This window comes from Streptomyces sp. NPDC048825 (assembly GCF_043198355.1).
Taxonomy (GTDB): Bacteria; Actinomycetota; Actinomycetes; order Streptomycetales; family Streptomycetaceae; genus Streptomyces; species Streptomyces xiangluensis.
The window spans coordinates 26,964-51,854 of record NZ_JBICUR010000013.1 but is presented as its reverse complement, the minus strand read 5'-3'; the positions used below and the strand labels follow the sequence as shown (position 1 = coordinate 51,854).

Annotated in this window: 24 protein-coding genes; 8 read left to right on the top strand and 16 right to left on the bottom strand. The window is 70.1% G+C overall.

The window, feature by feature from the left end; all coding sequences use genetic code 11:
• Positions 1-36 precede the first annotated feature (36 nt).
• Both ACGFNK_RS28825 and ACGFNK_RS28820 read right to left on the bottom strand, forming a co-directional pair.
• Positions 37-1,281 carry a DUF2993 domain-containing protein gene (locus tag ACGFNK_RS28825; RefSeq protein WP_393420505.1) on the bottom strand — a complete coding sequence of 415 codons (1,245 nt, stop codon included), beginning with the start codon at positions 1,279-1,281 and terminating at the stop codon, positions 37-39.
• 72 nt (positions 1,282-1,353) lie between these two features.
• Positions 1,354-3,168, bottom strand: a complete 1,815-nt coding sequence (locus tag ACGFNK_RS28820; protein WP_393420503.1) for a bifunctional metallophosphatase/5'-nucleotidase — start codon at positions 3,166-3,168, stop codon at positions 1,354-1,356.
• 379 nt (positions 3,169-3,547) lie between these two features.
• Here ACGFNK_RS28820 and mshD point away from each other — a divergent pair, with 379 nt between their 5' ends.
• Positions 3,548-4,474 (top strand): mycothiol synthase, encoded by a 927-nt coding sequence (gene mshD, locus ACGFNK_RS28815; protein ID WP_393420501.1) that lies wholly within the window; start codon positions 3,548-3,550, stop codon positions 4,472-4,474.
• 37 nt (positions 4,475-4,511) lie between these two features.
• Here mshD and ACGFNK_RS28810 read toward each other — a convergent pair whose 3' ends face one another.
• The 6 genes from ACGFNK_RS28810 to ACGFNK_RS28785 all read right to left on the bottom strand — a co-directional run bounded on the left by ACGFNK_RS28810 (position 4,512) and on the right by ACGFNK_RS28785 (position 9,407).
• Positions 4,512-5,291: an ABC transporter gene (locus tag ACGFNK_RS28810; protein WP_393420499.1), complete on the bottom strand. Its 780-nt coding sequence runs from the start codon at positions 5,289-5,291 to the stop codon at positions 4,512-4,514.
• Positions 5,279-6,820, bottom strand: a complete 1,542-nt coding sequence (locus tag ACGFNK_RS28805; protein ID WP_393420497.1) for an ABC transporter permease — start codon at positions 6,818-6,820, stop codon at positions 5,279-5,281. Before ACGFNK_RS28805 ends, ACGFNK_RS28810 begins: the two co-directional genes overlap by 13 nt.
• A complete protein-coding gene (locus ACGFNK_RS28800; protein WP_393420853.1) occupies positions 6,817-7,695 on the bottom strand; it encodes an ABC transporter ATP-binding protein in 879 nt (292 codons plus the stop codon). The genes ACGFNK_RS28805 and ACGFNK_RS28800 overlap by 4 nt, the downstream gene beginning before the upstream one ends.
• A 97-nt stretch (positions 7,696-7,792) precedes the next feature.
• Entirely contained in the window at positions 7,793-7,963 is a 171-nt protein-coding gene (locus ACGFNK_RS28795) for a hypothetical protein (protein ID WP_393420495.1), read from the bottom strand.
• Positions 7,963-8,820, bottom strand: a complete 858-nt coding sequence (locus ACGFNK_RS28790; RefSeq protein WP_393420851.1) for a zf-HC2 domain-containing protein — start codon at positions 8,818-8,820, stop codon at positions 7,963-7,965. The genes ACGFNK_RS28795 and ACGFNK_RS28790 overlap by 1 nt, the downstream gene beginning before the upstream one ends.
• Before the next feature lie 44 nt (positions 8,821-8,864).
• On the bottom strand, positions 8,865-9,407 hold the full coding sequence (locus tag ACGFNK_RS28785) for an RNA polymerase sigma factor (RefSeq protein WP_393420493.1): 543 nt from the start codon (positions 9,405-9,407) through the stop codon (positions 8,865-8,867).
• 143 nt (positions 9,408-9,550) lie between these two features.
• On the opposite strand from ACGFNK_RS28785, the gene ACGFNK_RS28780 reads away from it, so the two are divergent.
• The 6 genes from ACGFNK_RS28780 (at position 9,551) to ACGFNK_RS28755 (ending at position 15,842) form a co-directional block, all read left to right on the top strand.
• Positions 9,551-9,955 (top strand): GntR family transcriptional regulator, encoded by a 405-nt coding sequence (locus ACGFNK_RS28780; RefSeq protein ID WP_393420491.1) that lies wholly within the window; start codon positions 9,551-9,553, stop codon positions 9,953-9,955.
• On the top strand, positions 9,952-10,863 hold the full coding sequence (locus tag ACGFNK_RS28775) for an ABC transporter ATP-binding protein (RefSeq protein WP_393420489.1): 912 nt from the start codon (positions 9,952-9,954) through the stop codon (positions 10,861-10,863). The genes ACGFNK_RS28780 and ACGFNK_RS28775 overlap by 4 nt, the downstream gene beginning before the upstream one ends.
• Positions 10,860-11,852: a hypothetical protein gene (locus ACGFNK_RS28770; protein WP_393420487.1), complete on the top strand. Its 993-nt coding sequence runs from the start codon at positions 10,860-10,862 to the stop codon at positions 11,850-11,852. The genes ACGFNK_RS28775 and ACGFNK_RS28770 overlap by 4 nt, the downstream gene beginning before the upstream one ends.
• Before the next feature lie 162 nt (positions 11,853-12,014).
• A complete protein-coding gene (locus ACGFNK_RS28765) occupies positions 12,015-14,393 on the top strand; it encodes an RNA degradosome polyphosphate kinase (protein ID WP_393420485.1) in 2,379 nt (792 codons plus the stop codon).
• On the top strand, positions 14,374-15,405 hold the full coding sequence (locus ACGFNK_RS28760; protein ID WP_393420483.1) for a CHAD domain-containing protein: 1,032 nt from the start codon (positions 14,374-14,376) through the stop codon (positions 15,403-15,405). The genes ACGFNK_RS28765 and ACGFNK_RS28760 overlap by 20 nt, the downstream gene beginning before the upstream one ends.
• A gap of 14 nt (positions 15,406-15,419) precedes the next feature.
• Positions 15,420-15,842 carry an NUDIX hydrolase gene (locus ACGFNK_RS28755; protein ID WP_393420482.1) on the top strand — a complete coding sequence of 141 codons (423 nt, stop codon included), beginning with the start codon at positions 15,420-15,422 and terminating at the stop codon, positions 15,840-15,842.
• Between the two features lie 454 nt (positions 15,843-16,296).
• Here the strand turns inward: ACGFNK_RS28755 and ACGFNK_RS28750 are convergent, their stop codons facing one another.
• Positions 16,297-17,295, bottom strand: a complete 999-nt coding sequence (locus tag ACGFNK_RS28750) for an anion permease (protein WP_386353882.1) — start codon at positions 17,293-17,295, stop codon at positions 16,297-16,299.
• A gap of 7 nt (positions 17,296-17,302) precedes the next feature.
• Positions 17,303-17,923: a DUF47 domain-containing protein gene (locus tag ACGFNK_RS28745; protein WP_386353884.1), complete on the bottom strand. Its 621-nt coding sequence runs from the start codon at positions 17,921-17,923 to the stop codon at positions 17,303-17,305.
• Between the two features lie 256 nt (positions 17,924-18,179).
• Here ACGFNK_RS28745 and ACGFNK_RS28740 point away from each other — a divergent pair, with 256 nt between their 5' ends.
• Positions 18,180-18,536, top strand: a complete 357-nt coding sequence (locus ACGFNK_RS28740; RefSeq protein ID WP_388687347.1) for a metal-sensitive transcriptional regulator — start codon at positions 18,180-18,182, stop codon at positions 18,534-18,536.
• Positions 18,537-18,631: 95 nt separating this feature from the next.
• Here the strand turns inward: ACGFNK_RS28740 and ACGFNK_RS28735 are convergent, their stop codons facing one another.
• From ACGFNK_RS28735 to pstS, 6 genes are all read right to left on the bottom strand, one after another.
• Positions 18,632-18,826: a hypothetical protein gene (locus tag ACGFNK_RS28735; RefSeq protein WP_393420480.1), complete on the bottom strand. Its 195-nt coding sequence runs from the start codon at positions 18,824-18,826 to the stop codon at positions 18,632-18,634.
• Between the two features lie 123 nt (positions 18,827-18,949).
• The gene (locus ACGFNK_RS28730; RefSeq protein ID WP_393420478.1) at positions 18,950-19,789 is read right to left on the bottom strand and encodes a hypothetical protein; all 840 of its coding nucleotides are present in this window, start codon (positions 19,787-19,789) and stop codon (positions 18,950-18,952) included.
• A gap of 692 nt (positions 19,790-20,481) precedes the next feature.
• Entirely contained in the window at positions 20,482-21,258 is a 777-nt protein-coding gene (gene pstB / locus ACGFNK_RS28725; RefSeq protein WP_386353890.1) for a phosphate ABC transporter ATP-binding protein PstB, read from the bottom strand.
• A 47-nt stretch (positions 21,259-21,305) separates the two neighbouring features.
• The gene (gene pstA, locus ACGFNK_RS28720; RefSeq protein WP_393420476.1) at positions 21,306-22,361 is read right to left on the bottom strand and encodes a phosphate ABC transporter permease PstA; all 1,056 of its coding nucleotides are present in this window, start codon (positions 22,359-22,361) and stop codon (positions 21,306-21,308) included.
• Positions 22,358-23,362, bottom strand: coding sequence for a phosphate ABC transporter permease subunit PstC (pstC, locus tag ACGFNK_RS28715; RefSeq protein WP_386353894.1), 1,005 nt, complete (start codon positions 23,360-23,362; stop codon positions 22,358-22,360). Before pstC ends, pstA begins: the two co-directional genes overlap by 4 nt.
• Positions 23,363-23,467: 105 nt before the next feature.
• A complete protein-coding gene (gene pstS, locus ACGFNK_RS28710; protein ID WP_393420473.1) occupies positions 23,468-24,598 on the bottom strand; it encodes a phosphate ABC transporter substrate-binding protein PstS in 1,131 nt (376 codons plus the stop codon).
• Positions 24,599-24,891 lie beyond the last annotated feature (293 nt).

Genomic DNA, 24,891 nt, shown 5'->3' with positions numbered 1-24,891 from the left:
AACTCGGGCGGAGGCACGCTCAGTTGATACGGGGGGTCATCCTCCGACCGACAGCCCCTCCCCCGTGACCCGCACCCGGATCCCGTCCTTCTGTACGCGTACGTCCTGCAGTCGTACGTCCCCGTCCGCCGGCTTCGGGAGGCGGAAGCCGAGGGAGAGGCGGTCGACCAGGACCGGGCGGGTGAGCTGGGTGAGGCCGTCGAGGAGCGCCGGGTCGAAGCCGAGGCGCTTCAACAAAGCCGGGTTGTCCACCGCGGCGTCGATGAGATTGAGGTTCATCGCCTCGCGGGCGAAGTCCGCGGAACCGGTGAGTTCGGCGAGCTTGGTGTCGTCGCGGAGTGCCTCCTGGACCGCCGACTGCGGTACGCCGAGGCGTTGGACGATCGCGGGGACCGAGAGCAGGGCCTTGGCCTTCTTGGTCTCCTTGGCCAGGCGTTCGGCCGACGTGGGCGTCAGATGCAGGCCCTCGGAGGGGCGGGAGCCCGGGCGGTAGGTCGCCAAGTTGCCGATGTCCAGGCGCATTCCGTCGATCTCGGTGGAGATCCCGCGCTCCCCGTCCCGCTGGATCCGCGCGTCGGCGCGCAGCCGCAGATTCTGCCCGGCGACGGGCAGCGTGCCGCGCGCCCGCACCTCGTCGGTGCCGTGACCGGTGAACGTGACCTGGGATGCGCCGAGTTCACGGTTCAGGTCCGCGAAGGAGAGCAGCACCTCGCCCTGCAACTGGGGGATGGTGGCGCCGCGTATGGAGGTGGGGCCGCCCTCGATCCGTATGCCCGTGGCCGTGGCCGACACCTTGGCCAGGGAGACCCGGTCCGCCGCCACGTCCGGCACGGTCACCTTCACCGTGTCGACCCGGCTGCCGGCGAGCTGGGTGAGGAAGGGGAAGCCGCCGATCTCGACCTCGGGCGCGGCGCTCAGGTCGAGCTGGTCCTTGAGCTTGTCGGCCGCCGCATGCTCGGCGTAGAGAAGGGCCCAGCGGTCGGCGAGGGTCAGGAACGCCGCGAGGACGACGAGCCCGATCACGGCCTTCAAGGCAAGGGGCAGGCCCGCGAAGCGGTTTCGGCGGCGACGGGTGCGGGCGCCCCGGCGGTGGTTGGGCGGGGCCCAGTCCTCGCCGGTCTCATCGGAGTCCTCACGATCCTCATAGTCGTCGTGGTCGTCGTGCTCCTCATGCAGAAACTCCTCCAGTGGCCCGTCGTCCAGGGCGCCGAGCTCGTCGTACGGGTTCGTGTAGGGAGGCGTCTCTGCGGGATGCGTCTCTATGGGGTGGGGGGTACGCATCAGCTCATCTGACCATGCGTACCGACCCCACCCGCAAGCTGTACTGCTAGTAAGGGAGATTCCTCACGGTCGTCACTGCACGACCGTGATCCGGTTCGCCGCAGGGGGCGAAATCGGGTTCGTGGCCGAGGAGTTGGCCGTGAGGTACTTCTCCAGGGCCGTCAGGTCGTCGGAGCCGACCAGGTCGTTCGTGCCCTGGCCCAGCGTGGTGAAGCCGTCGCCGCCGCCCGCGAGGAAGCTGTTGGTCGCGACACGGTAGGTGGCGGCCGGGTCGATGGCGGCGCCGTTCAGCTTGACCGAGTCGGCGACGACGCGCTCCGCGCCGGTCTTCGTCAGGTCCAGGGTGTACGTCAGGCCCGAGGAGACCTGGAGGACCTTCGGCGCGGCCGTGTTGACGCCGGTCACCTGCTCCTGGAGCACCTTGATGAGCTGGGCGCCCGTGAAGTCCTGCAGGTTCACCGTGTTTGCGAACGGCTGCACCGCGAAGCCCTCTGCGTACGTGACGACCCCGTCGCCCTCGGCGCCCTTCGCCGCGTACGTCAGACCCGTACGGATGCCGCCCGGATTCATCAGCGCGAGATCCGTCTCGGGGTCGAGCTCCTTGCCGTGCGCGAGCTGCGCGTCCGCGATCAGGTCGCCGAGCGGGGACTCGGTGCCGGTGCTGGGGATGTCGGCGGAGATGTGGCCGATGGCGCGGTTGCCGATCGGCGCCGCGAGGGTGTTCCACTTCTTGATCAGCTCGGTCATGTCGGCGGCCTTCGCGACATCCCGGGTGACCACGTGGTTCGCCGAGTCGACGGCCGTACGCGCGATGTCGCCGGTCCAGCGGTCGTACGTCAGCGTCGTGTCGGTGTAGAGCCGGCCGAAGGACGCGGCCGAGGTGACCGTACGCGGCTTGCCCGACGGGTCGTTGATCGTGCAGGCGTACGCGGTGTGCGTGTGGCCGGTGACCAGGGCGTCGACCTTCGGCGTGATGTTCTTCGCGATGTCCACGATCGGGCCGGAGATGCCGGCGCCGGCGCCCGGGGAGTCACAGTCGTAGTTGTACGCCGTGGACGCCGGGAAGCCGCCCTCGTGGATCAGCGCGACGACCGACTTGACGCCCTGCTTCTCCAGCAGCTTGGCGTACTTGTTGATCGTCTCGACCTCGTCCTTGAACTTCAGGCCCTTGACGCCCTCCGCGGAGACGATGCCCGGGGTGTCCTCCAGGGTCACGCCGATGAAGCCGACCTTGACGCCGTTCTGCTTCCACACCCAGTAGGGCTTGAGGATCGGCTTGCCGGTCTTCTCGCCCAGGACGTTCGCCGCGAGGTAGGGGAAGTTCGCGCCCTCGAAAGTCTCGCCGTCGTTGTAGCAGCCGTCCTTGGGGTGGCAGCCGCCGTTCTGGAGGCGGGCCAGTTCCTTGGCGCCCTCGTCGAACTCGTGGTTGCCGACGCTCGTCACGTCCAGGTCGAGCTGGTTCAGCGCCTCGATGGTGGGCTCGTCGTGGAAGAGCCCGGAGATCAGCGGGGAGGCGCCGACCATGTCGCCGCCGGCCGCGGTGATGGAGTAATTGTTGCCCTTACGGGCCTGGCGCAGATGCGTCGCCAGGTACTCGACACCACCGGCGTCGATCGTCTTCGTCGTCCCGTCCTCCTGCACCTCGGTGACCCGGCCGGAGGAACCGGCCGGCGGCTCCAGGTTGCCGTGCAGGTCGTTGAAGGACAGCAGCTGTACGTCCTGGTAGCGGCTCGGCTTCTGATAGCCGCCGGGCTTCTTGCTCTTGGTCTCGCCCGCTGCCGCCGGCAGGGCGGCGAACAGTGCGCCGACGGTGGCGACTCCGGCGGCAGCCGCGATCAGACGCCTGGTCCGGCGTCTGCCTTGGTGCGGCTGGGGTTTGGCTGACATGTGCCCCCCTGTGGGTCGGCTGAGTTCTGGGCGCAGCCTAGAGTCAACGCGCGTAGCACGAACAGGGGTTCATGGTTACGGACTGGTTGCCGTCGGGATCATTTCGACATGAAGGGGACAGGCTGCCGCGCCCGGCGCCCCGTTTGAGGGGCGCGGGCCCGAAAGGGGCGCGGGCCTTGAAAGGGGCGCGGGCCCGAAAGGGGCGCGGGGCTGTGACATATGCGGCTCCGCCGCGATGGGGGGTCCCCCGCTTGAGCCAAGCGGAGAGTGGGGAGCGACCAGCACAACGGACCCGCAGATTCGAACCCGCACCTCCAGCGGAGCGCTTCGCTTCGCACCGCATATCCAGTGGAGGCGCGAGCCCTTTACTCTCGTACTCATGACCAGCGACGACACGGCACCGGCCGTCCCTATTCGCACCCTCGACACCCTCTCCGAGCTGACCCCCGAGCAGACCGAGGCCGTGCTCGCGCTCCTCGCGGAGGCCGCCCGGACCGACGGTCAGCAGGCGGTTTCGGAACAGGGGCGGCTGCAGTTGACCGGAGGCCCGCGGGTGGGCGTACGGCATCTGCTGCTCACCGTGCAGGGGCAGCTCGTCGGCTACGCCCAGCTCGAGGACACCGATCCCGTCGAGGCCCCGGCCGCCGAGCTGGTCGTCCATCCGGCGCATCGCGGGCGCGGGCACGGACGCGCGCTGGGCAGCGCACTGCTCGGGGAGTCCGGCAAGCGGCTGCGGGTCTGGGCCCACGGCGGTCACTCCGCCGCACGCCACCTCGCCCAGGTCCTCGGCCTCACCCTGTTCCGCGAACTGCGCCAGATGCGGCGCCCGTTGACCGACTTCGACCTGCCCGAGCCGAAGCTCCCCGAGGGCGTGACGGTACGCCCCTTCGTCCCCGGCGCGGACGACACGGCCTGGCTCACCGTGAACGCCGAAGCCTTCGCCCACCATCCCGAACAGGGCTCCCTCACCCAACGCGACCTCGACGACCGCAAGGCCCAGCCCTGGTTCGACCCCTCCGGCTTCTTCCTCGCCTTCCGCGGCGACGAGTTGATCGGCTTCCACTGGACGAAGGTCCACGCGGAGGAGGGGCTCGGCGAGGTGTACGTCCTGGGGGTGCGGCCCGGCGCCCAGGGCGGGGGCCTGGGCAAGGCACTGACCACGATCGGTCTCCGTCACCTGGCCGCGCAGGCCCTGCCGACGGCGATGCTGTACGTCGACGCGGACAACACGGCGGCGGTGACGGTGTACGAGCGACTGGGGTTCGTGACGTACGAGGCGGATCTGATGTACCGCACGGAGTCGTGAGCGCGGCCTCTCGAGGCTGACTTTCGGGGGGCGAGCGTCAGGAACGGGCCGTGAAGACCGCCCGGACCCGGCGTCGGCGTACCGGTTCCAGCAGGCAGGCGGCCCAGATGAACGCGGCGCCGGCCAGTAGCCACGCCCACGACCGGTGGGCCTCGTCCCAGCGGTCGACGTGCGGCTGGACGAAGAGGGTCCAGCGGTCGGGCATCAGCAGGGGTGCGGCCAGTCCCGTGAGCAGGAGCGCGGCCGCCGCGGCCGGCCCCGGCTCGGGCTCGTCCCACAGCCGCACCGCGGCGGCGCCCGTGACGAGCGCGAGGACGGCGGTGGCGGCGGCCTCCAGGGTGATGTCCCCCACGGGTGGCCGCACCTCTTCCGGTACGAGGAGCAGCGCGGCCGTCCACCAGGCGACGGCGACCGGCGCGACGAGAGCCACCCGCAGCCCCGCCCGCACCGCCCGCCGGACCGGCACCCCCGCGGTGGTGTGCCGCGCTGGATCGTCCATCAGGAACGCAAGGCCGAGCCCGAAGGCGAGCGCGGCGCCCCGCAACAGCAGGAGGGCGACCACCTCCACGGTTTCCCCCGACACCAGCCGCGGCACGCCGACGAGCAGCAGCCCCACGGTGCCGCCCGCGGCGAGCGGCAGCCAGGGGAGGGTGCGGGCCACGGGCAGAACCAGCGCGCGGATGATGCCGGCCGTGGAGGGAGTGGGCCGCGGGCGGGGCTCGCGGCCCGGCGTCGGCCAGCCGCTCTCGTGCCCCCGGGCAACCCGGCCACGACGGTCGTCCCGCCCGCCGGCGGCGCCCGCCGTCACGCCCAGCACTCGTCTTCCTTCCCCTGCGGCACCGGCACGTCCAGCAGCTCGGCCGCCCGGGCCGTGGACGTCTTCGGTGACGTCAGCTCCGTCCAGTGGGCCTTCACTTTCGCCGTGATGCTGTAGCGCGGGCGTTCGAGCATCTCCCGTACGACGTCGGTCTGTTGGGCGGACATGGAGAGCGGATGCGTCGGAGCGAGGACGACCGCGGAACCGGAGACGCCGTCGTCCAGGCGGACGTTCCTCAACGACGTCATCGGGTCGGGCTCGGAGCCGAGGGCCAGCCACATCACCACGACCGTCCGGGCGTCGCACAACTGCCCGGCCGCCTCCTCGTCGCCCGCGACCAGCACGGAGGCGACACCGACGGCGAACTCGGGGATCCGGTTGCCGCCCCAGCGCGTGCCTACGGTGACCTCCCCCGGCGTACGGGAGGGGTCGAACGTCGAGTCCTGGCCGAGGCCGTAGTAGCGGGCCTCGACGCGCTGGCGGACCGTGAGCGGGGTCCCCCCGGCGGCGCCGCCCGCGAGGGAGTGCACGCGCCGGACGGTGCCGGCCCAGTCCTCGGTGCGCCCGGTCCACTCGGGGAACGCGCAGTATGTCGACCGGTCGTGCCGTACGCACGTCTGGTCCTTCTCGGGGGTCACCGAGGCCCGCACCCGGGCCGCGGTCAGCGCGGTCGAGTCACCCGCGGACTGGGCCACCGCACCCGTCAGGGTCAGCGCCGCCGAGCCGACGGCGACCGCCTTGACCAGCCGCGCCCTGCCCCCGCCGACCAGGATCGCGATGCAGAGCAGCAGCACGGTCAGCCCCACCAGATACAGCACGTGCCAGGCGGCGGGACGGCCCATCAGGTCGGAGGGCACCGGCTCGGACTGGTACTCGGAGGCGACCGGCCACAGCCAGCGCATCCAGCGCGGGTCGTCCAGGCCCGCGGTCAGCAGCGTGGTGCCGACAAAGCCGCCGAGCGCCAGGAGCGGCACGGCGAAGGAGGACGGGATCAGCCGGGCGAGGAGGACGCCGAGGACTCCCAGGAGGAGCACCGACAGCGGGGCCACGGCCAGTTCGGCGTACGAACCGTGCCCGACCGCGCCCGGCTTCAGGGCCTGCCAGGTGAACTGTCCGGCCACGGCCAGCGCGACGGCGGCGGCGAACGGCACGACCGACAGGGCGTGCGCCACCGTGCGCCGCCACGGCTCCATGACCAGTACGTCGAAGTGCCGGTCGGTGCCGCGCCGGCGGGAGCGCAGCACGGCCCGGTTGGCGCTGATGAGCAGGGCGACCGCGACGAGCATCGGGGGCATCTGGGTGGCGCGGTCGGCGTCCTGGAGCACGGGGAAGTCGTTCATGCCCTCGCGGTCGGACGACCACACCTGCCAGCCCAGGTAGCCGACGTACAGGAGGGAGAAGAACAACACCGGTATCTGCAGCAGCAGTTCGCGTGCCTCGAAGCGGGCGAGGGCGAACACGGCCGCCCAGCGCCGGGGTTCGGGCGAGGCGACGACGGGCGTGGGCCGGACTTCGGTCAGCGTGCTCACGCGGTCACCTCCGAGGATGAGGCCGAGGCGGCGTCCGAGGCGTCGAGGGTGAGCAAGTAGCCGTCCTCCAGGGTGGGTTCGACCAGCGTGGCGCCCTCCGGCGGATGCCCGACATTGCGGAAGGACCCCGTGCCCGTACGCCAGCCGGCTCTCGCGCCCGGGTCCCGTTCCGTACTGCTCCACACCCGCCCGTCCGCCCGCGCGGTCAGCTCGGCCGGTGTCCCCTCGAAGCGGATGCGGCCGCCGGCCATGACGATCACGCGGTGGCAGAGCATGGCCACGTCCTCGGTCTGGTGCGTGGAGAGCAGGACCGTACGTCCCTCGCCCGCCGACGCGATCAATTCCCTGAACCGCATGCGCTGTTCGGGGTCGAGCCCGACCGTCGGCTCGTCCAGCACGAGGAAGCCGGGGTCTCCGACGAGCGCGGCCGCCAGCGCGACCCGCTGCCGCATACCGCCGGACAGCCTGCGGATGCGCTTGCCGCGTACGTCCCCGAGGTCGACCTCGTCGAGCACGCGCCGCACCTCCCGGTGCCGGGCCGTCCGGTCGGTCATCTCCTTCAGGATCGCCACGTAGTCGACGAACGCGAAGGCTGTGAAGTCCGGGTGGAAGCCGGGCGTCTGCGGGAGATAGCCCAGCGCGCGCCGCACGTTCTGCCGCCCGGCCGTCGTGCTCGGGTCGTGCCCGAGCACCGTGAAGGCACCCCGGTCGGCGGGCACGGCGGTGGCCAGCACCCGCAGCAGGGTGGTCTTCCCTGCTCCGTTGGGCCCGAGGAGCCCGGTGACGCCCGCGCCGAGCCTCAGCGACACATCGTCGAGGGCGGCCGTGCTGCCGTAGTGGAGGGTCAGCCCGGCGGCGGACACCGTGGGCGGCATGGGCAGGTCGGTCATGCGTGGACTCCTGTGGAAGAGAGCGGAAGCGTGGGGACGTCGGCGGCCGGCACGCGGCGCCGGAGAGCGGCAGCGGCGACTCTCATCCGTCGCCTCCGCTGTCGGAGGAGGACGAGGACGAGGAGGATCCCTGGCGGCGGGATGTCTGCGCGAGAACGACGGCGACGACGTGCAGCAGTCGGAGGACGCCCGAGGCGACCATCAGCGCGGCGGCCTTGAGCAGCTTGAGCCTCCTGCGGGTGGCGTTGGACATCACGCCGCACCTCCATCCTGAAAGCCCGCGAACGGTGTGCGCGCGGAAGTCGAGTCGAAACGGTCGCGGCTGAGATAGAGGAGCCCGACGGCGAACGCGGAGACCACAGCCGCCACACCCTGCCCGGCCACCGTGTACGGCGCGAGGGTCCCCTCGGTCCTCGCCTCCGCGATCACCAGCACCGCGACCCACACCCCGGCGACCAGCCCAGGAGCGAGGACCGGCCCCAGCCGGGGGGTCAGAGCGAGCCCGGTCGCGGTGAGGGCGAGCGCGGGCAGTAGCCAGGCCAGAGCCCGCAGTCCGTACGAAGGGAGCGCGAGGGTCGCAAGGCCGTTGAGGCCCAGCCCGACGGCCAGCACGGCGAGGGTGCGGATCATCAGCAGGCGGAAGCCGTGCACCGGAGCGACGACGGTCATCTCGTACGTCGGGTCCAGCGCGGGCCCGTAGGACAACGCGACGCCGGCGAGGGGCAGCAGTGGGGCGAGGGCGAGGAAGAGCGTCGGTGTCTCCGACGCCTGTACGGAGTTGGCGGCCACCACCGTCATGACCAGCACGGCGGCGACCGCGCCCAGCCAGGACAGCCGCAGCACGGGCGTGGCGGCGAGCAGCCGCGCCGTGTGGTCGGCGACCCCGATCCGTACGAGCAGCGACTCGACGAACCCGGGCCGCGGCGCGTCCAGTTCGGCGTCCAGCAGCTCCCAGCCCTCGTCCAGGGAAACCGGGTCGCTCACCTCGGCGAGCGCCGCCCGGCAGGGCGCGCAGGCGACGAGATGCGTGTCGGCCGCCCAGAGCACAGGCGGCGCCAACTCGCCCCGTACATAGGCGCGGAGGTCGTCCCCCGCCACATGCCAGGTCATGCCGCTCGTGCCGCTCATGTCGCCGTTCACGTCGTTGATGTCGCTCATGCCAGCGCCTCCCGCAACTGCTTCCGGGCCCGCAGGGCTCGTGTCTTGACCGTCCCCGGCGGAATGCCGAGCAGGACGGCCGCCTCCCGGGTGGTCAGCCCGTCGATGACGGTGGCCTGGAGGACCGCCCTGAGCTCCGGCGACAGCCGGACGAGGGCGCCCGCGAGGTCCCCGTGCTCAACCCCTGCGAGCACGCGCTCCTCCGCGGACGCCTCGTCCCGGTGCCGCAGCCGCGCGAGCGCCTGCCGCAGCCGGCCCCGCGCACCGTCGCCCCGCAGGGCGTCGATCAGCCGCCGCGACCCGATCCGCCACAGCCAGCCGGCCACGTCGCCTTCCTCGCGATACCGGGCGTTGCCACGCCATACCGCGAGAAAGGTTTCCTGTACGACGTCGTCGACCAGCCCGGCGTCCGAACACCGGCCACGCAGCCGTGCGGCGAGCCATGGCGCATACCGCCGGTACAGCTCTTCGAAGGCGCGCCGGTCCCCGTCCGCCGCGATGGCCCGCAGCAGCTCTCCGTCGCTTCTCGTTTCCCTCACGCCCCTTCATCGGACGAGGCCCGCCGATCGGTTCACGGGATTCCGAGAAACTTTGGCACTCGCCCCAGCCCACCTTTCGCTTGACATGCACCCGCACCTTGCACCACCCTTTCACTACTCAATTAGTGAAAGGGTGTTGTCGAGTGGTCGAGTACCGCATCGACCGGCGCAGCGGTGTCGCCACGTACGTCCAGATCGTCCAGCAGACCAAGCAGGCCCTGCGTCTGGGCCTGCTGGAACCGGGCGACAAACTCCCCACGGCCCGCGAGGTCGTGGAAGCCACCGCGATCAATCCGAACACCGTCCTGAAGGCCTACCGCGAGCTGGAGCGGGAGGGCCTGGTCGAGGCCAGACGCGGCCTCGGCACCTTCGTGCAGCGCTCCCTGAGCACCACTCCGGCCGACTCCCCCCTCCGGGCCGAGCTGGCCGAGTGGGCATCCCATGCCCGCGCGGCGGGCCTCGGCCGGGAGGACGTGGCCGCGCTCTTCACCTCAGTACTCGACGAGCACTTCACGCTCGACGAACACCTCAAGGGGGACCAGGAATGACCGACACCGCCATCGAGGCGGCCGGGCTCGGCATGCGGTACGGGCGCAGAAAGGGGAACGTCCTCGCGGACTGCTCCTTCCGGGTCCCGCAGGGCCGGATCTGCGCACTCGTCGGCCCGAACGGCGCCGGCAAGTCCACGCTGCTCGACATCGCCACGGGACTGCTCCGGCCCACCGCGGGCACGGTCGCGGTCCTGGGCGAGACGCCCGCCGCCGCCCGCTCCCGCATCGCCTACGTCGCCCAGAACAGGCCCCTGCACCCGCACCTCACCATCGCCGCCACACTCCGGCTCGGCGCCGAGCTCAACCGCGGCGGACGCTGGGACCAAGAGGCCGCCGAGCGGATCGCGTACGGCAGCGGCGGCCTGGAGCCGAAGGCCAGGGTCCGCTCGCTCTCCGGCGGCCAGCGCACCCGCGTGGCCCTCGCCCTCGCCTTCGGCAAGCGGCCCGAACTGCTGCTCCTGGACGAGCCGATGGCCGACCTCGACCCGCTCGCCCGGCACCAGCTGACCGGCGCCCTGATGGCGGAGGCGCTGGAGAACGGCACCACCATCGTGATGTCGTCCCACGTGGTCGCCGAGCTGGAGGGCTCCTGCGACTACCTGCTGCTGCTCCAGGACGGCCACGTACGCCTCGGCGGCGAGAGCGAGGACCTGCTCGCCGCGCACGCCCTGCTCACGGGCACGGCCGCCGACTTCGCCCCGCACACCGTGATCGAACGACGCGCCACCGGACGCGGCCACACCGCGCTGGTACGCCCCGAGGGCTCGACCGATCCGGCCTGGCAGCGCGAACAGCCCACCCTGGAGGAACTGATCCTCGCCCACCTGCGCAGCCCCGAGGCGCCGGCGTTGCTGACCCCGGCCGCCACCGCCGCGGGCGCCGACCGTCAGGAGGCGGCCGTATGAGCACCCTGACCGCCAAAAGCACCACCAAAAGCATCGGCGAAGGCCCCGTCAAGGGTCTCCCGTGGACCGTCCTGCGCCTGCACCGGACGGCGCTGATCACCTGGGGCGCCGGACTGCTCGCCGCGACGGTGGCCCTGGTCTGGGCGTACGCCATCGGGGACGACGCCAGCATCAGCGCGGGCGGCTGCTCGACATCGCCGGAAGCGGGGCTGCCGTCCTGCGACGAGGCGCACACGTGGACCACCGACGATACCTACGGCGATGTCATCGGCTTCGTCAGCACCGCCCTGTCGTACCTGATGTTCCCGGTCGCCGCCTGGGCGGGCGGCGCGCTGATCGGCCGGGAGCTGGAGAACGGCACCGCCCGGCTGGCCTGGACGCAGTCCGTCACCCCGCTGCGCTGGCTCGCCGCCAAGCTCGCCGTCCCGGCGCTGCTGCTGACCGCCGGCACCACGGCGGCGGTGCTGCTGAACGTCTGGGCCCGGCGGGACGACAATCCCAACCTGGTCGACGACTGGTACCACCCCGACGTCTTCGTCTCCACCGGCCCGACAGCCGTCGCCTACGTCCTCGCGGGCCTGGCCCTCGGCGCCCTCGCCGCACTGCTCACCCGCAGGGCCCTGCCCGCCGCCGGCCTCGGTTTCGCCGCCACGCTCGTCCTCTACAACGTCCTGGAGCGCTACCGCGAAGACCTGTGGCCCACCGTGACCAGGACGGGCGAACCCCACTACGAGCTGCCGCGCTCCGCCTTCCAGGTGGAGAACTGGGTACTGCTCACCTCCGGGGGGCGGACCCAGGACGCCCCCTGCGGCGACTCCCCGCCCGGCCCCGGCTGCGTTGCGAACGCCGACTTCGCCGGGTACTACTCCACCTACCACCCCCAGTCCCACTTCTGGCCCCTCCAGTTCGTCCACGCCGGCATCGCGCTCGCCGTCGCCGCCCTGGCCACCGCCGCCGCCTTCTGGATCCTCCGCCGCCGAACCCCCTGATCCCACCCGCCACTCCTGTCCGTTCCTGATCCGTACGCCCCTTACGGGGGTGGGGGACGTACCCGGCCCCCGGACGTGTAGACGTCCGGGGGCCGCCCCCCGCTATCCCGCACGTCATGTCGCCGTAACCATTGATTCAGACGGACTTGCGACGCTCGGCGAATGAACCCCTCCGTCCCCGAGCCTTCGCCTCCCCCGGAGAACGAGCCCTCGCCTGTGCAGGAGAGCAGGAGCCTTCAGTCCGTCGCCGCGCTCCCGCCCGCTTCTTCTGACGCGCCCGTTCCGGTTCCGGCACGGAACAATGGGTTCATGACCCAGCACGAAGTCCAGGTTCAGCACGCTCAGCCCTCCGTCGGCTCCATCGCCGCGCACCGCCCGCACACCGTGTCGGCAGTGGTCTCCGACCTGGAGCCCGACCTCGACGCCGACCTCGACGCGTACGAGGAGGCCGACGGCGCCGGCGCCCAGCTCCCGCAGAACCGGTTCCTGGACCGGGAGCGCAGCTGGCTCGCGTTCAACGAGCGCGTCCTGGAACTCGCCGAGGATCCGGACACGCCCCTCCTGGAGCGGGCGAACTTCCTCGCGATCTTCGCCAGCAACCTCGACGAGTTCTTCATGGTCCGCGTGGCAGGCCTGAAGCGGCGTATCGCGACCGGCGTCGCGACCCGCTCGGCCTCCGGTCTGCAGCCGCGTGAAGTGCTGGAGATGATCTGGGCCCGCTCCCGCGAGCTCATGGCCCGGCACGCCGCCTGCTACCAGGAGGACGTCGCCCCCGCGCTCGCGGAGGAGGGCATCCACCTGGTCCGCTGGGGCGAGCTGACGGAGAAGGAGCAGGCCCGCCTCTTCACGCTGTTCCGCAACCAGATCTTCCCGGTCCTCACCCCCCTCGCGGTCGACCCGGCGCACCCCTTCCCGTACATCTCGGGCCTGTCCCTGAACCTCGCGGTCGTGGTGCGCAACCCGATCTCCGGCCACCGCCACTTCGCCCGCGTCAAGGTCCCGCCGCTGCTGTCCCGCTTCCTGGAGGCCTCGCCCGGCCGTTACGTCCCCCTGGAGGACGTGATTTCCGCGCCGGCCCACCTGGAGGAGCTGTTCCCGGGGATGGAGGTCCTGGAGCACCACATGTTCCGGGTCACCCGCAACGAGGACCTGGAGGTAGAGGAGGACGACGCCGAGAACCTGCTCCAGGCCCTGGAGAAGGAGCTCATGCGGCGCCGCTTCGGGCCGCCGGTGCGCCTGGAGGTCGAGGAGTCCATCGACCCGTACGTCCTCAACCTCCTCAGGCGCGAGCTGAAGGTCTCCGAGGCCGAGGTGTACCCGCTGCCCGGCCCCCTGGACCTCACCGGCCTCTTCGGCATCAGCCGTCTCGACCGGCCCGAGCTGAAGTACCCGAAGTTCGTCGCGGGCACCCATCGCGATCTCGCCGAGGTCGAGTCGGCGTCCGCGCCGGACATCTTCGCCGCCCTGCGGGAGCACGACGTCCTGCTGCACCACCCGTACGACTCCTTCTCCACCTCCGTGCAGGCCTTCCTGGAGCAGGCCGCGACGGACCCGGACGTGCTGGCGATCAAGCAGACGCTGTACCGCACCTCCGGCGACTCACCGATCGTGGACGCCCTCATAGACGCGGCCGAGTCCGGCAAGCAGGTCCTCGTCCTGGTCGAGATCAAGGCGCGCTTCGACGAGCAGGCCAACATCAAGTGGGCCCGCAAGCTGGAGGAGGCGGGCTGCCATGTCGTGTACGGGCTCGTCGGCCTGAAGACGCACTGCAAGCTGTCGCTGGTGGTCCGCCAGGAGGGCGAGACGCTGGCCCGCTACTCCCATGTGGGCACGGGCAACTACCACCCGAAGACGGCCCGCCTGTACGAGGACATCGGCCTGCTGACCGCCGACGCCCAGGTCGGCGCGGACCTCTCCGACCTCTTCAACCGGCTCTCCGGCTACTCCCGCCGTGAGACCTACCGCCGCCTCCTCGTCGCCCCCAAGTCCCTGCGCGACGGCCTGATCGCACGGATCAACAAGGAGGCGCAGCACCATCGCGCCGGACGTCCCGCGTACGTGCGTATCAAGGTCAACTCGATGGTGGACGAGGCGATCATCGACGCCCTCTACCGCGCCTCCCAGGCGGGCGTCCCGGTGGACGTGTGGGTGCGGGGCATCTGTGCGGTGCGCCCCGGCGTGCCCGATCTGTCCGAGAACATACGAGTACGTTCCGTCCTCGGCCGCTTCCTCGAACACTCCCGCATCTTCACCTTCGGCAACGGCGGCGAGCCGGAAGTGTGGTTCGGCAGCGCCGACATGATGCACCGCAACCTCGACCGCCGGATCGAGGCCCTGGTCCGGGTCAAGGACCCGGCCCACCGGGCCTCGCTCAGCCGGCTCCTCGAGACCGGCATGTCCGACAAGACCTCCTCCTGGCACCTCGGCCCCGACGGCGAGTGGACTCGCCATGCGGCCGACGGCGACGGACAGCAGCTGCGCAACGTCCAGGAGATGCTCATAGACGCCCGGAGGCGCCGGCGTGGCAAAGCAACACCTTGACCCTGCGGCCGGTCCCGTGGCCGGGGAGACCCTGGAGGCCTACCTTCAGGCCCAGGCCACGGAGTTCCTCCGCGCGCTGCGCCAGCACCGCGAAACCGGCGGCACGTCGTCCAACGGCGGCGGCAACGGCACGGAGGAGACCGTCGACGCGGCCCGCGCCCTGCGCCGCTCGGCCCGCCGCATCAGCGGCACGCTCCACACGTTCCGCCCGCTCCTGGACACGGACTGGTCGGAGGGCATGCGCCCCGAACTGGCGTGGTTGTCGGGCACTTTGGCGCGCGAGCATGCGTACGCGGCTCGCCTTGAGCGGCTGTTGGGGGCACTGAACCGGCTGTCCGGCTGCTCCCCGATTCCAGCACAGGCGGCGTCAGAACCGCGTCAGGAGAAGAGCACCCTCACCGTGGGCGCGGCAAAGGCGGGCGCCCTCCTGGAACGCCAGATGACCCTGGCCCGTACGCGCGCCCACTCGGCGGCCCTGCAGGCGCTCGGCTCCAGCCGCTTCCACGCCGTCGCCGACAGCGTCGCCGTGCTCGCCAGCGAGGTCCCGCTGAGCCCCTCCGCGACCAGCGCCGACCTCAAGCCGCTCGCGGCAGCCGCGGAGGGCCGCCTCACCGACGCCATCACCGGACTTCCCCTGGTCAGCGCGGGCAACCCGTACAACGCGGAAGCCCTCGTCCACGGCCTCTCCGCGGACCCGGCCCCGCATCCCCAGGACGCCCCCTGGCACCAGGTCCGCCTCCTGCTGCGCCTGCACCGCTACGCCCGCGAGGTCATGTACGGCACGGAATCCCCCGTAGACGTACGCCTGTTGAACGCCGGCCAGGCCCTGGACCGGCACCGTGACGCGGCGGAAGCGGCCACGGCGGCGGCATCGGCGGCCCGCACCCCACGGATCGCCCCGGCGACGGCGTACGCGCTCGGGGTGCTGCACGCGGATCAGCGGCACGAGGTGGAAGCGGCCAGGTTCGCGTTCCGGCAAGCCTGGTTAAAGGAGACAGTCGGTACTTCGTGACCCAGGGAGGGACTGTGCAGACGACCAACGGAAACCCCGTTCTCGCGGCGGGATGCGTCCTGTGGCGCCGCTCGCCCGTCGACAGTGAACTGGAGATCTGCCTGGTCCACAGGCCGAAGTACGACGACTGGTCGCACCCCAAGGGCAAGCTGAAGCGCGGCGAAGATCCGCTCACGGGCGCGGTAAGGGAGGTCGAGGAGGAGACCGGCTTCGACTGCGTACCAGGCCCCCGGCTGCCCACGGTGTGCTACTTGGCCAACGGCCGCCCCAAGGAAGTCAGTTACTGGGCGGCAGAGGCGACCGAGGGCCACTTCACACCCAACGACGAAGTGGACCGCCTCCGGTGGCTTCCTCCGGTTGCCGCCAAGGAGCGGCTGACGCAGCCTCGCGATCAAGTGTTGGTGGACGAGTTGCTGACCGTCCTGCGCCACGCGTAGCGCTCCGCTACCGGCCGTCCTCAAGGGGACCGGGGCGGAGCCCCGAAGCGGGTCTGGGAGCGCAGCCCCGGCGAGGTCCTGGGGCAGAGCTCCAAAGGGTGTCTGCGGGCGGAGCCCCGACGGGGGTCCGGGGGCGGAGCCCCGAAGCAGGTCTGGGGCAGAGACCCGAAGCGGGTCTGCGGGCGCAGCCCCGGCGAGGTCCTGGGGCGGAGCCCCAAAGGGTGTCTGCGGGCGCAGCCCCCAGCGAGGTCCTGGGGCGGAGCCCCGAAGCGGGTCTGGGGCAGAGACCCGAAGCGGGTCTGCGGGCGCAGCCCCCAGCGGGATCCTGGGGCGGAGCCCCAAAAGCGTGTCTGCGGGCGCAGCCCCAAAGGGGGTCCGGGGGCGGAGCCCCCAGCGGGGTCCGGGGCTGGCCCCGGGATGGGACGGGTAGGGGCGGCGGGGGCGAAAACCCCGCCTACAGAAACGCCAGGTTCACGACCCAGAAGCTCAGCGCCGCGACCAGCGCAGCCGCCGGCATCGTGATGAACCAGCCGAGAACGATGTTCTTGGCGACCCCCCAGCGCACGGCATTCACCCGCTTCGTCGCACCCACACCCATGATCGCCGACGTGATGATATGGGTCGTGGAGATGGGCGCCTTGAAGAGGAAGGCCGTGACGAACATGATCGACGCCCCGGTCGTCTCCGCGGCAAAGCCCTGAGGCGGATCGAGCTCGATGATCTTGCGGCCGAGCGTCCGCATGATGCGCCAGCCCCCCGCATACGTCCCCAGCGACAGCATCACCGCGCAGGCCACCTTCACCCACACCGGAATCGGATCGCCGTAGTCCTCGACATCCGCGATGACCAGCGCCATCACCACGATGCCCATCGTCTTCTGCGCGTCCTGAAGACCGTGACCGAGCGCCATTCCCGCCGCCGACACCGTCTGCGCTATACGGAAACCACGCTTCGCCTTGTGCGGATTCGAGTGGCGGAAGATCCACATGATCGCGGTCATCACCAGATAGCCCACGCCCAGGCCGACCAGCGGCGAGACGAACATCGGGATGATGATCTTCTCCAGCACACCGGACCAGTAGACGGTCGTACCGCCGGCCAGAGCCGCCCCGACCATGCCACCGAACAGCGCGTGAGAAGAGGAGGACGGCAGGCCGAAGTACCAGGTGATCAGGTTCCAGGTGATCGCGCCGACGAGCGCCGCGAAGAGAATGCCCATCCCCTTCGAGCCCTGAGGCGTGGATATCAGCCCCTCGCTGACCGTCTTGGCGACCCCGCTGCCCAGAAAGGCACCCACGAGGTTCATCACCGCGGCCATCGCGAGCGCCGCCCGCGGCGTCAGCGCCCGTGTCGACACGGATGTCGCGATCGCGTTCGCCGAATCGTGAAAGCCGTTGGTGTACGTGAAGAAGAGCGCGACCCCGATGGTCACGACCAGAGCGAAGGTGTCCATGGAGAGGTCAGGACTCCTTGACGGCGATGGTCTCCACCGTGTTCGCCACGTGCTCGAACGCGTCCGCCGCTTCCTCCAGCACATCCACGATCTGCTTGAGCTTGAGCACCTCGATGGCGTCGTACTTGCCGTTGAACAGGTGCGCAAGAAGCTTTCTGTGGATCTGGTCGGCCTGGTTCTCCAGGCGGTTGACCTCGATCCAGTACTCGGTGAGGTTGTCCATCGTGCGAAGGTTCGGCATGGCCTCGGCCGTCAGCTCGGCCGCCCGCGCCAGTACCTCGATCTGCTGCTCCACGCCCTTCGGAAGCTCCTCGACGTTATAGAGGACGACCAGGTCGACGGCCTCCTCCATGAAGTCCATGATGTCGTCGAGGTTCGATGCGAGTTTGTAGATGTCCTCGCGGTCGAACGGCGTGATGAACGAGGAGTTCAACTGATGGAAGATCGCGTGTGTGGCATCGTCACCGGCATGTTCCGCGGCCCGCATACGCTCGGCGATCTCGGTCCGGCCGGAGGCGTCGGCCCCGAGCAGTTCCATGAGGAGCTTGGAGCCCGTGACGATGTTGTCCGCGGAGGCGGCGAACATGTCGTAGAAGCTCGTCTCCCTGGGGGTCAGACGAAATCGCACGTGGGTTCCTCGGATTGCTCTGGTTTCGGTCAGGCTGATGCTAGGTGCATCGTCCAGCCACGGGAAACGGGCCGTCCTCCAGTGTCACCCATCAGGCAAAGTGCTCCGCACAGGGTCCATTGGGCGGTCGACCGGGGGTATCGGCGTATCGGCCAAGGGCCGTATACCCAGCAAAATTCGTTACCATATACCCATCCCCGGTATACGTAAGAGACGAACCAGGCACGTTCGCCGGAACGAGCAGCAGGAGGACGCGATGACGACGACCGAGACCGGAGAGACCGCGCCCTCCGCAGGCGCGCCGGACGTGGTGACCGATCACGACCGCGGGGTCCACGGCTACCACAAGGAGAAGGACGAGCACCTCAAGCGTCTGCGCCGGATCGAGGGCCAGATCCGCGGACTGCAGCGGATGGTCGACGAGGACGTCTACTGCATCGACATACTCACCCAGGTCTCCGCCTCCACGAAGGCCCTCCAGTCCTTCGCCCTCCAGCTCCTCGAGGAGCACCTCCGCCACTGCGTCGCGGACGCGGCCGTCAAGGGCGGCGCGGAGATCGACGCCAAGGTGGAGGAGGCGACGAAGGCGATCGGGCGGCTGTTGCGTACGTGACATTCTCGGACGTACGTACCTGACATTCTCGGACGTACGCACCTGCCACATCGGTGGCGTACGAAGCAACGTGGCGCGGCGGAACCGCGCCACGTCTACTTCTCGGCGCCCTCGCCGTATTCCTCGAGGAAGCGCTCCTCGGCCAGCTTGAGCACCTCGTCGATGCGGTCAGGGCTGAGCCGCTCCTCACCGGCGGCCGAGGCCGCGATGATCAGGTCGCCGCACAGCTCGATCTCGGCGAGGGCCACGTGGTCCTGAACTGCCGTACCGCGCGCCGGAGCCACGTGCATCACCTCTTCCTGCCGTCACCGGCTTCCTAGAGTAGGGAGCGGCCTACACACGGCGCATGGCACCAACGGACCATTTCCGGCCCCGCACATTCCGGCCGGGCAAGCGCTCCGGTGGGGCTCCGGCTACTCGGCGATCTTTCCCGCGTAGATGTCCCCGGCCGCCGGCAGCCGTACGTCTACGGGGGCCCCGAAGTCGTACAGCAGCAACGTAGAGGCGACCGCGACCGTACTCTCCTGCTGCCCGTTCACAAAGCTGAAGCGGTGCCGGAGCTTCCGGATGCGTCCTTGTTCGTCGAGGTAGGCGTCGAAGGGGACGTCGGCGGAGGCGAACCCCTTCGCCGCCGCCCTCAGGGGTCCGCGGTTGCCGTCCGAGGCCCGCTTCGCCGCCTCGCCGAGGTCGGCGGTCCCGCGGTAGTGCCGTACGGGCGTGCCCGCGACGCTCGTCCTCCCCACGTATGTCGCCTTGCGCGTGCCCCGCAGCAGTTCGGCGGCGGCGAAGGGGTCGGTGGCGCCGCCGGTGACGAGATTGCCGTCGGAGAGGGTGGCCGTGTCGACGCGGACCCATTTGTCGGCGGGCACTCCGGCTCCGCGGTTCTTCATGTAGAGGGCGCCCGGCGCGAGCAGTTCGGTGATCGGGCGGTGCCCGTCGGCGCCGGCCGGGTCCTGGGGGAGGCGCACCTTCAGGCGGCCGACCTGCCGCCGGTAGTCGTAGACGCCCTTGCCGCGGATGGTCACGCGGGTACCGCCGGTGGCCATCTCCATCGAGGTGTGCGCCTTGGAACTGCCGGCCTGCACAAGGTTCGTGGAGGCCTGCCGCAGCACTTCGACCGGGGCGGTAGCGGTGCGCGGGTTCTCGGCTGCGGCTCCGCTGCCCGTGCATCCGGTGGCGCACACCATCAGCCCCGCCACCGTGGCGGCCAGGGCGACCGCCCCGCTCCCGCCCCTGTGCTGCCGCTCCACCATCGCCTGCCTACCCCCAGCCGGGCCGTCCTTCGCGCGCCTCCTGTCGTTGCCCTTAACGACGGGTCAGGGGCGTCGTCACGCCGTGGTGCTACTGGGGCAAGCGTTTACTCAGCCTCTGTACGGTGGTGACGTGGCAGAACAAGCCGAGGACGACCCTCCGGAACACCGCACGACAACAGCCGAACAGGGCCCCTTCTGCGTGGCGCGGTGCAGTTGCGGCTGGCGGGGGCCGGCGCGGCGGGCGCGGAGTCTGGCGAGACAGGATGCGAAGGGGCACGCGACAGCGCCCCTTTAGGGGCGCGGGGCTGTATCAACGTGCGGCAGCGCCCCTTCAGGGGCGCGGGGAACTGCGCGACCAGCCCCAACGAACCCGCAGCCGACATACAACTTCTGGGGGGATCGGGGGCGGAGCCCCAGGGGGTCCGGGGCGGAGCCCCGGCGATGGGACGGGTAGGGGCGGCGGGGGCGAAACCCCTGGTGGGTCTTGATGACGCAGCCCTGCTGCGGGCCCGGGCCGCAACCCGGGGGAATCAAGGGCGCAGCCCTGGGGGAATCCCCGGGGGAATCAAGGGCGCAGCCCTGGGGGAATCCGGGGCGCAAGCCCCAAGTGACGGGCCCGCCCCCGGGAGCCAGGGGCGGGCCCTATCGGCCTCGCGGTGGCACCGCCATGCAGCACCGCGAGGAGTCTGGCGTCAGCCGAAGCGGCCGGAGATGTAGTCCTCGGTCGCCTGGACGGACGGGTTGGAGAAGATCCGTTCCGTCTCGTCGATCTCGATGAGCTTGCCGGGCTGGCCGACCGCCGAGAGGTTGAAGAAGGCGGTGCGGTCGGAGACACGAGCGGCCTGCTGCATGTTGTGCGTCACGATGACGATCGTGAAGCGCTCCTTCAGCTGCCCGATCAGGTCCTCGATCGCAAGCGTCGAGATCGGGTCGAGGGCTGAGCAGGGCTCGTCCATCAGCAGCACCTGGGGTTCCACAGCGATCGCGCGGGCGATGCACAGACGCTGCTGCTGACCCCCGGACAGTCCCGAACCGGGCTTGTTCAGGCGGTCCTTGACCTCGTTCCAGAGGTTCGCGCCCTTGAGGGACTTCTCGACGACGTCCGCCAGCTCCGCCTTCTTGTACGAACCGTTGAGCCGAAGCCCCGCCGCGACGTTGTCGAAGATCGACATCGTGGGGAAGGGGTTGGGCCGCTGGAAGACCATGCCGATCGTGCTGCGTACGGCGACCGGGTCGACCCCGGACCCGTACAGGTCCTCGTCGTCGAGCAGCACCTTGCCCTCGACGCGGCCACCGGGGGTGACCTCGTGCATACGGTTCAGCGTGCGCAGGAACGTCGACTTGCCGCAGCCGGACGGGCCGATGAAGGCCGTCACGGAGCGGGGCTCGACGGTCATGGAGATGTCTTCGATTGCCTTGTGGGCGCTGTAGTAGGCGGTCAGACCGCTTACGTCGATTCGCTTGGCCATGGGATCACTGCTTCTTTCGGGTTCAGTCTGGTCGCTGTATGGCCGCGTCAGCGACCAGCCTTCGGGGCCTTCCAGCGGGCGATGCCGCGGGCCGCGAGGTTGAGGATCATCACGATGGCGATCAGCACGAGCGAGGCCGCCCAGGCACGGTCGTACCCCGCGGTTGAGCCTGCCCCGTACTGCTGGAAGATGTAGAGCGGCAGCGCCTGCTGCGGGCCCTCGAACGGGTTCGAGTTGATGAAGGGGTTGCCGAACACCAGCAGCAGAATGGGCGCGGTCTCACCGGCGATACGGGCTACCGCCAGCATGATGCCGGTGGTGATGCCGCCGATAGAGGTCGGCACGACCACCTTGATAATGGTGCGCCACTTGGGGACGCCCAGCGCGAGGGAGGCCTCGCGCAGCTCGTTCGGCACGAGCTTGAGCATCTCCTCGGTGGAGCGGACCACGACCGGCATCATCAGGATGGCCAGCGCGAGCGATCCGGCGAAGCCGAAGGGCTGCATGTCGAACATCAGCATGAGGCTGAGGATGAACAGACCTGCGACGATCGACGGGATACCCGTCATGACGTCGACGAAGAAGGTGACGGACTTGGCGAGCTTGCCGCGCCCGTACTCCACCAGGTAGATCGCGGTGAGCACACCGATCGGCGCACCGATCAGGGTGGCGATGCCGACCTGCTGCGCGGTGCCGAGGATGGCGTGGTAGATACCGCCGCCCACCTCGTCGTCCGCGACCACGCCCATCGAGTGGGTCAGGAAGTATCCGTCGAGGACCTTCACACCGCGCGAGACGGTCGTCCAGACCAGGGAGACCAGCGGGACGACGGCGAGCAGGAAGGCCACCCAGACCACGGAGGTCGCGACGCGGTCCTTGGCCTGCCGCTTGCCCTCGACCTTCGCGGAGATGACGAACGTACCGAGGACGAAGAGGATCGAAGCGATCAGACCCCACTGGACCTTGCTGTGCAGGCCGGCCGCCTGGCCGATGCCGACGGCGAGAGCGAGGGAGCCCGCTGCGGTCGCCCATGCGAACCACTTGGGGAGGTGGGCGCCGCGCAGGGTGCTGGGGCGCTTGTCGGTGACGACTGCGTGGCTCATGCGTTGGCCCCCGAGTACTCCTTGCGGCGGGCGATGATCGCGCGGGCCGCACCGTTGACCAGCAGGGTGATGACGAACAGGACCAGACCGGAGGCGATGAGCGCGTCACGGCCGAACTCCGTCGCCTCGCTGAACTTGCTGGCGATGTTCTGGGCGAAGGTGCCGCCGCCCGGGTCGAGCAGGCTGGTGTGGATCAGGAAGTCCGGCGACAGCACGGTGGCCACGGCCATCGTCTCGCCGAGCGCACGGCCGAGACCGAGCATCGAGGCGGAGATCACGCCGGAGCGGCCGAAGGGCAGCACGGCCATGCGGATGACCTCCCAGCGGGTGGCACCGAGGGCGAGAGCCGCCTCCTCGATCATCTGCGGAGCCTGGCGGAAGACCTCACGGCTCACGTTCGTGACGATCGGCAGGATCATGATCGCGAGCAGGATGCCGACGGTGAGCATCGAGCGGGGGGCGCCCTCCTGCCACTCGAAGATGCCGGTCCAGCCGAGGTATTCGTCCAGCCAGCTGTAGAGGCCGATCAGATGCGGTACGAGGATGAGGGCGCCCCACAGGCCGTACACGATGGACGGCACCGCGGCGAGCAGGTCGATCACGTACGCGATGGGGCCGCTGAGGCGGCGCGGGGCGTAGTGCGTGAGGAAGAGCGCGATGGCGACCGCGATCGGAACCGCGATGATCATGGCGATGATCGAGGAGACCACCGTGCCGAAAGCCAGGACGGCGATGCCGAACACCGGCGGGTCGGCGGAGGTGTTCCAGTCGAAGGTGGTGAGGAAGTTGCCCTCGTCCTTGCTGATCGCGAGCCAGGCGCGATAGGTGAGGAAGGCCGCGATGGCGGCCATGATCACCAGCAGGAGGATGCCCGACCCACGGGTGAGACCGAGGAAGATCCGGTCTCCGGGCCGGGTGGCGCCGCGGGCGGCTCGCTTCTGTTCGGTCGCGGATGGCTTGGGGGTGGGGGGAGGTGCTGTGTTCTGTGTAGGTATACCCATCGGGTTCTCCGGTCTGCGGAGCCACCCATGCTGAGCGGCCCCTGGCGGCGGTGCACCGGAAGGTGCGGCCCGGCCCGGTCAGAACGGGGCCGGGCCGCACTCAGGTCAGCTCAGACCATCGACGGTCGTACGGACCTTGGCGATGATCTCCGGGGGGATCGGCGCGTAGTCGTTCTCGGCGAGGATCTTCTGGCCGTCCTCGCTCGCCATGTAGCGCAGGAACGCCTTGGTGGCGGGCAGGGTGTCGGCCTTGTTGCCCTTGTCGCAGACGATCTCGTACGTGACGAGGACCATCGGGTAGGCGCCCTCGGCCTTGGTCTCGTAGTTCAGCTCGAGCGCGAGGTCCTTGCCCGTGCCGACGACCTTGGCGTCGGCGATGGCCTTGGTGGCGTTGTCGACGGTGGCCTCGACCGGCGCGGGCGCGCCCGTGTCGAGGTCGACCGTGTTCATGCCCTCCTTGGCGTACGACAGCTCCATGTAGCCGATGGCGCCCTCGGTCTGCTTCACCTGAGCGGAGACACCGGACGACTGCGGAGCGGACTGGCCGCCCTTGGCCTCCCAGGCCTTACCGCCCTCGTACTTGCCCCAGACGTCGGGGGCCGCTGCCTTCAGGTACTTGGTGAAGTTGTCCGTGGTGCCGGACTCGTCCGAGCGGTGGAAGGCCTGGATCTTGGTGCCCGGCAGCTTGGCGTCGGGGTTCAGCTTCGCGATCGCCGGGTCGTTCCACTTGGTGATCTGGCTGTCGAAGATCTTGGCCAGCGTGTCGGCGTTCAGGACCAGGTTGTCGACCCCGGAGAGCTTGTAGCCGACGGCGATCGGGCCGCCGACCATCGGGAGGTTGATGCCCTGGCCGCCCTCGCACTGCTGCTTGGAGGCCGCGACCTCTTCGGGCTTCAGCGCGGAGTCGGAACCCGCGAAGGCGACCTGCCCCTGCGTGAACGCGGTGACGCCGGCGCCGGAGCCGCCGGCCTTGTAGTTGATCTGCACCCCGCAGGCGGCCGAGAACTGCTTGACCCAGGCGTCCATCGCGTTCTTCTGCGCGGACGAACCATCGGCGAGCAGCTGCCCCTTGGCGTCGTCACACTTGATGTTGCTGGCCGGGGCACTGCCCGCGTCGCCGCCGCCACTGCCGCCACCCGTGTCGTCGGAGCCGCACGCCGTCAGGGCCAGGGCGCCGGAGACGGCGACAGCACCGAGGGAAAGGGCGCGAAGCCGGTTCTTGCGCTGAAGCTTCACTTTCGGGAGTTCCTTCCAGGAGCCGCCCCAAAGGCGGCGTGCGAAGTCGTGGTGCAGCCCCTCGTCCGTAGGAGACTGCCGTCGTACTTGCCAACGTCATACTTGCCAGTACGTACCGATATTGCGTACGTACCGCCGAATTCGAGTGATACGTGAGCTCACTTCCGTTCGCACCACGCACCGCGTAAGGCCGAAATTAGGCAGAAGAGGTGAAGCGGCCGATGGCCGTGAGTGAACGGAAGGTGAACCCCTGCCGTCAGTGCGGTGAGGTCACGGAATGCTCACGGGGGGAA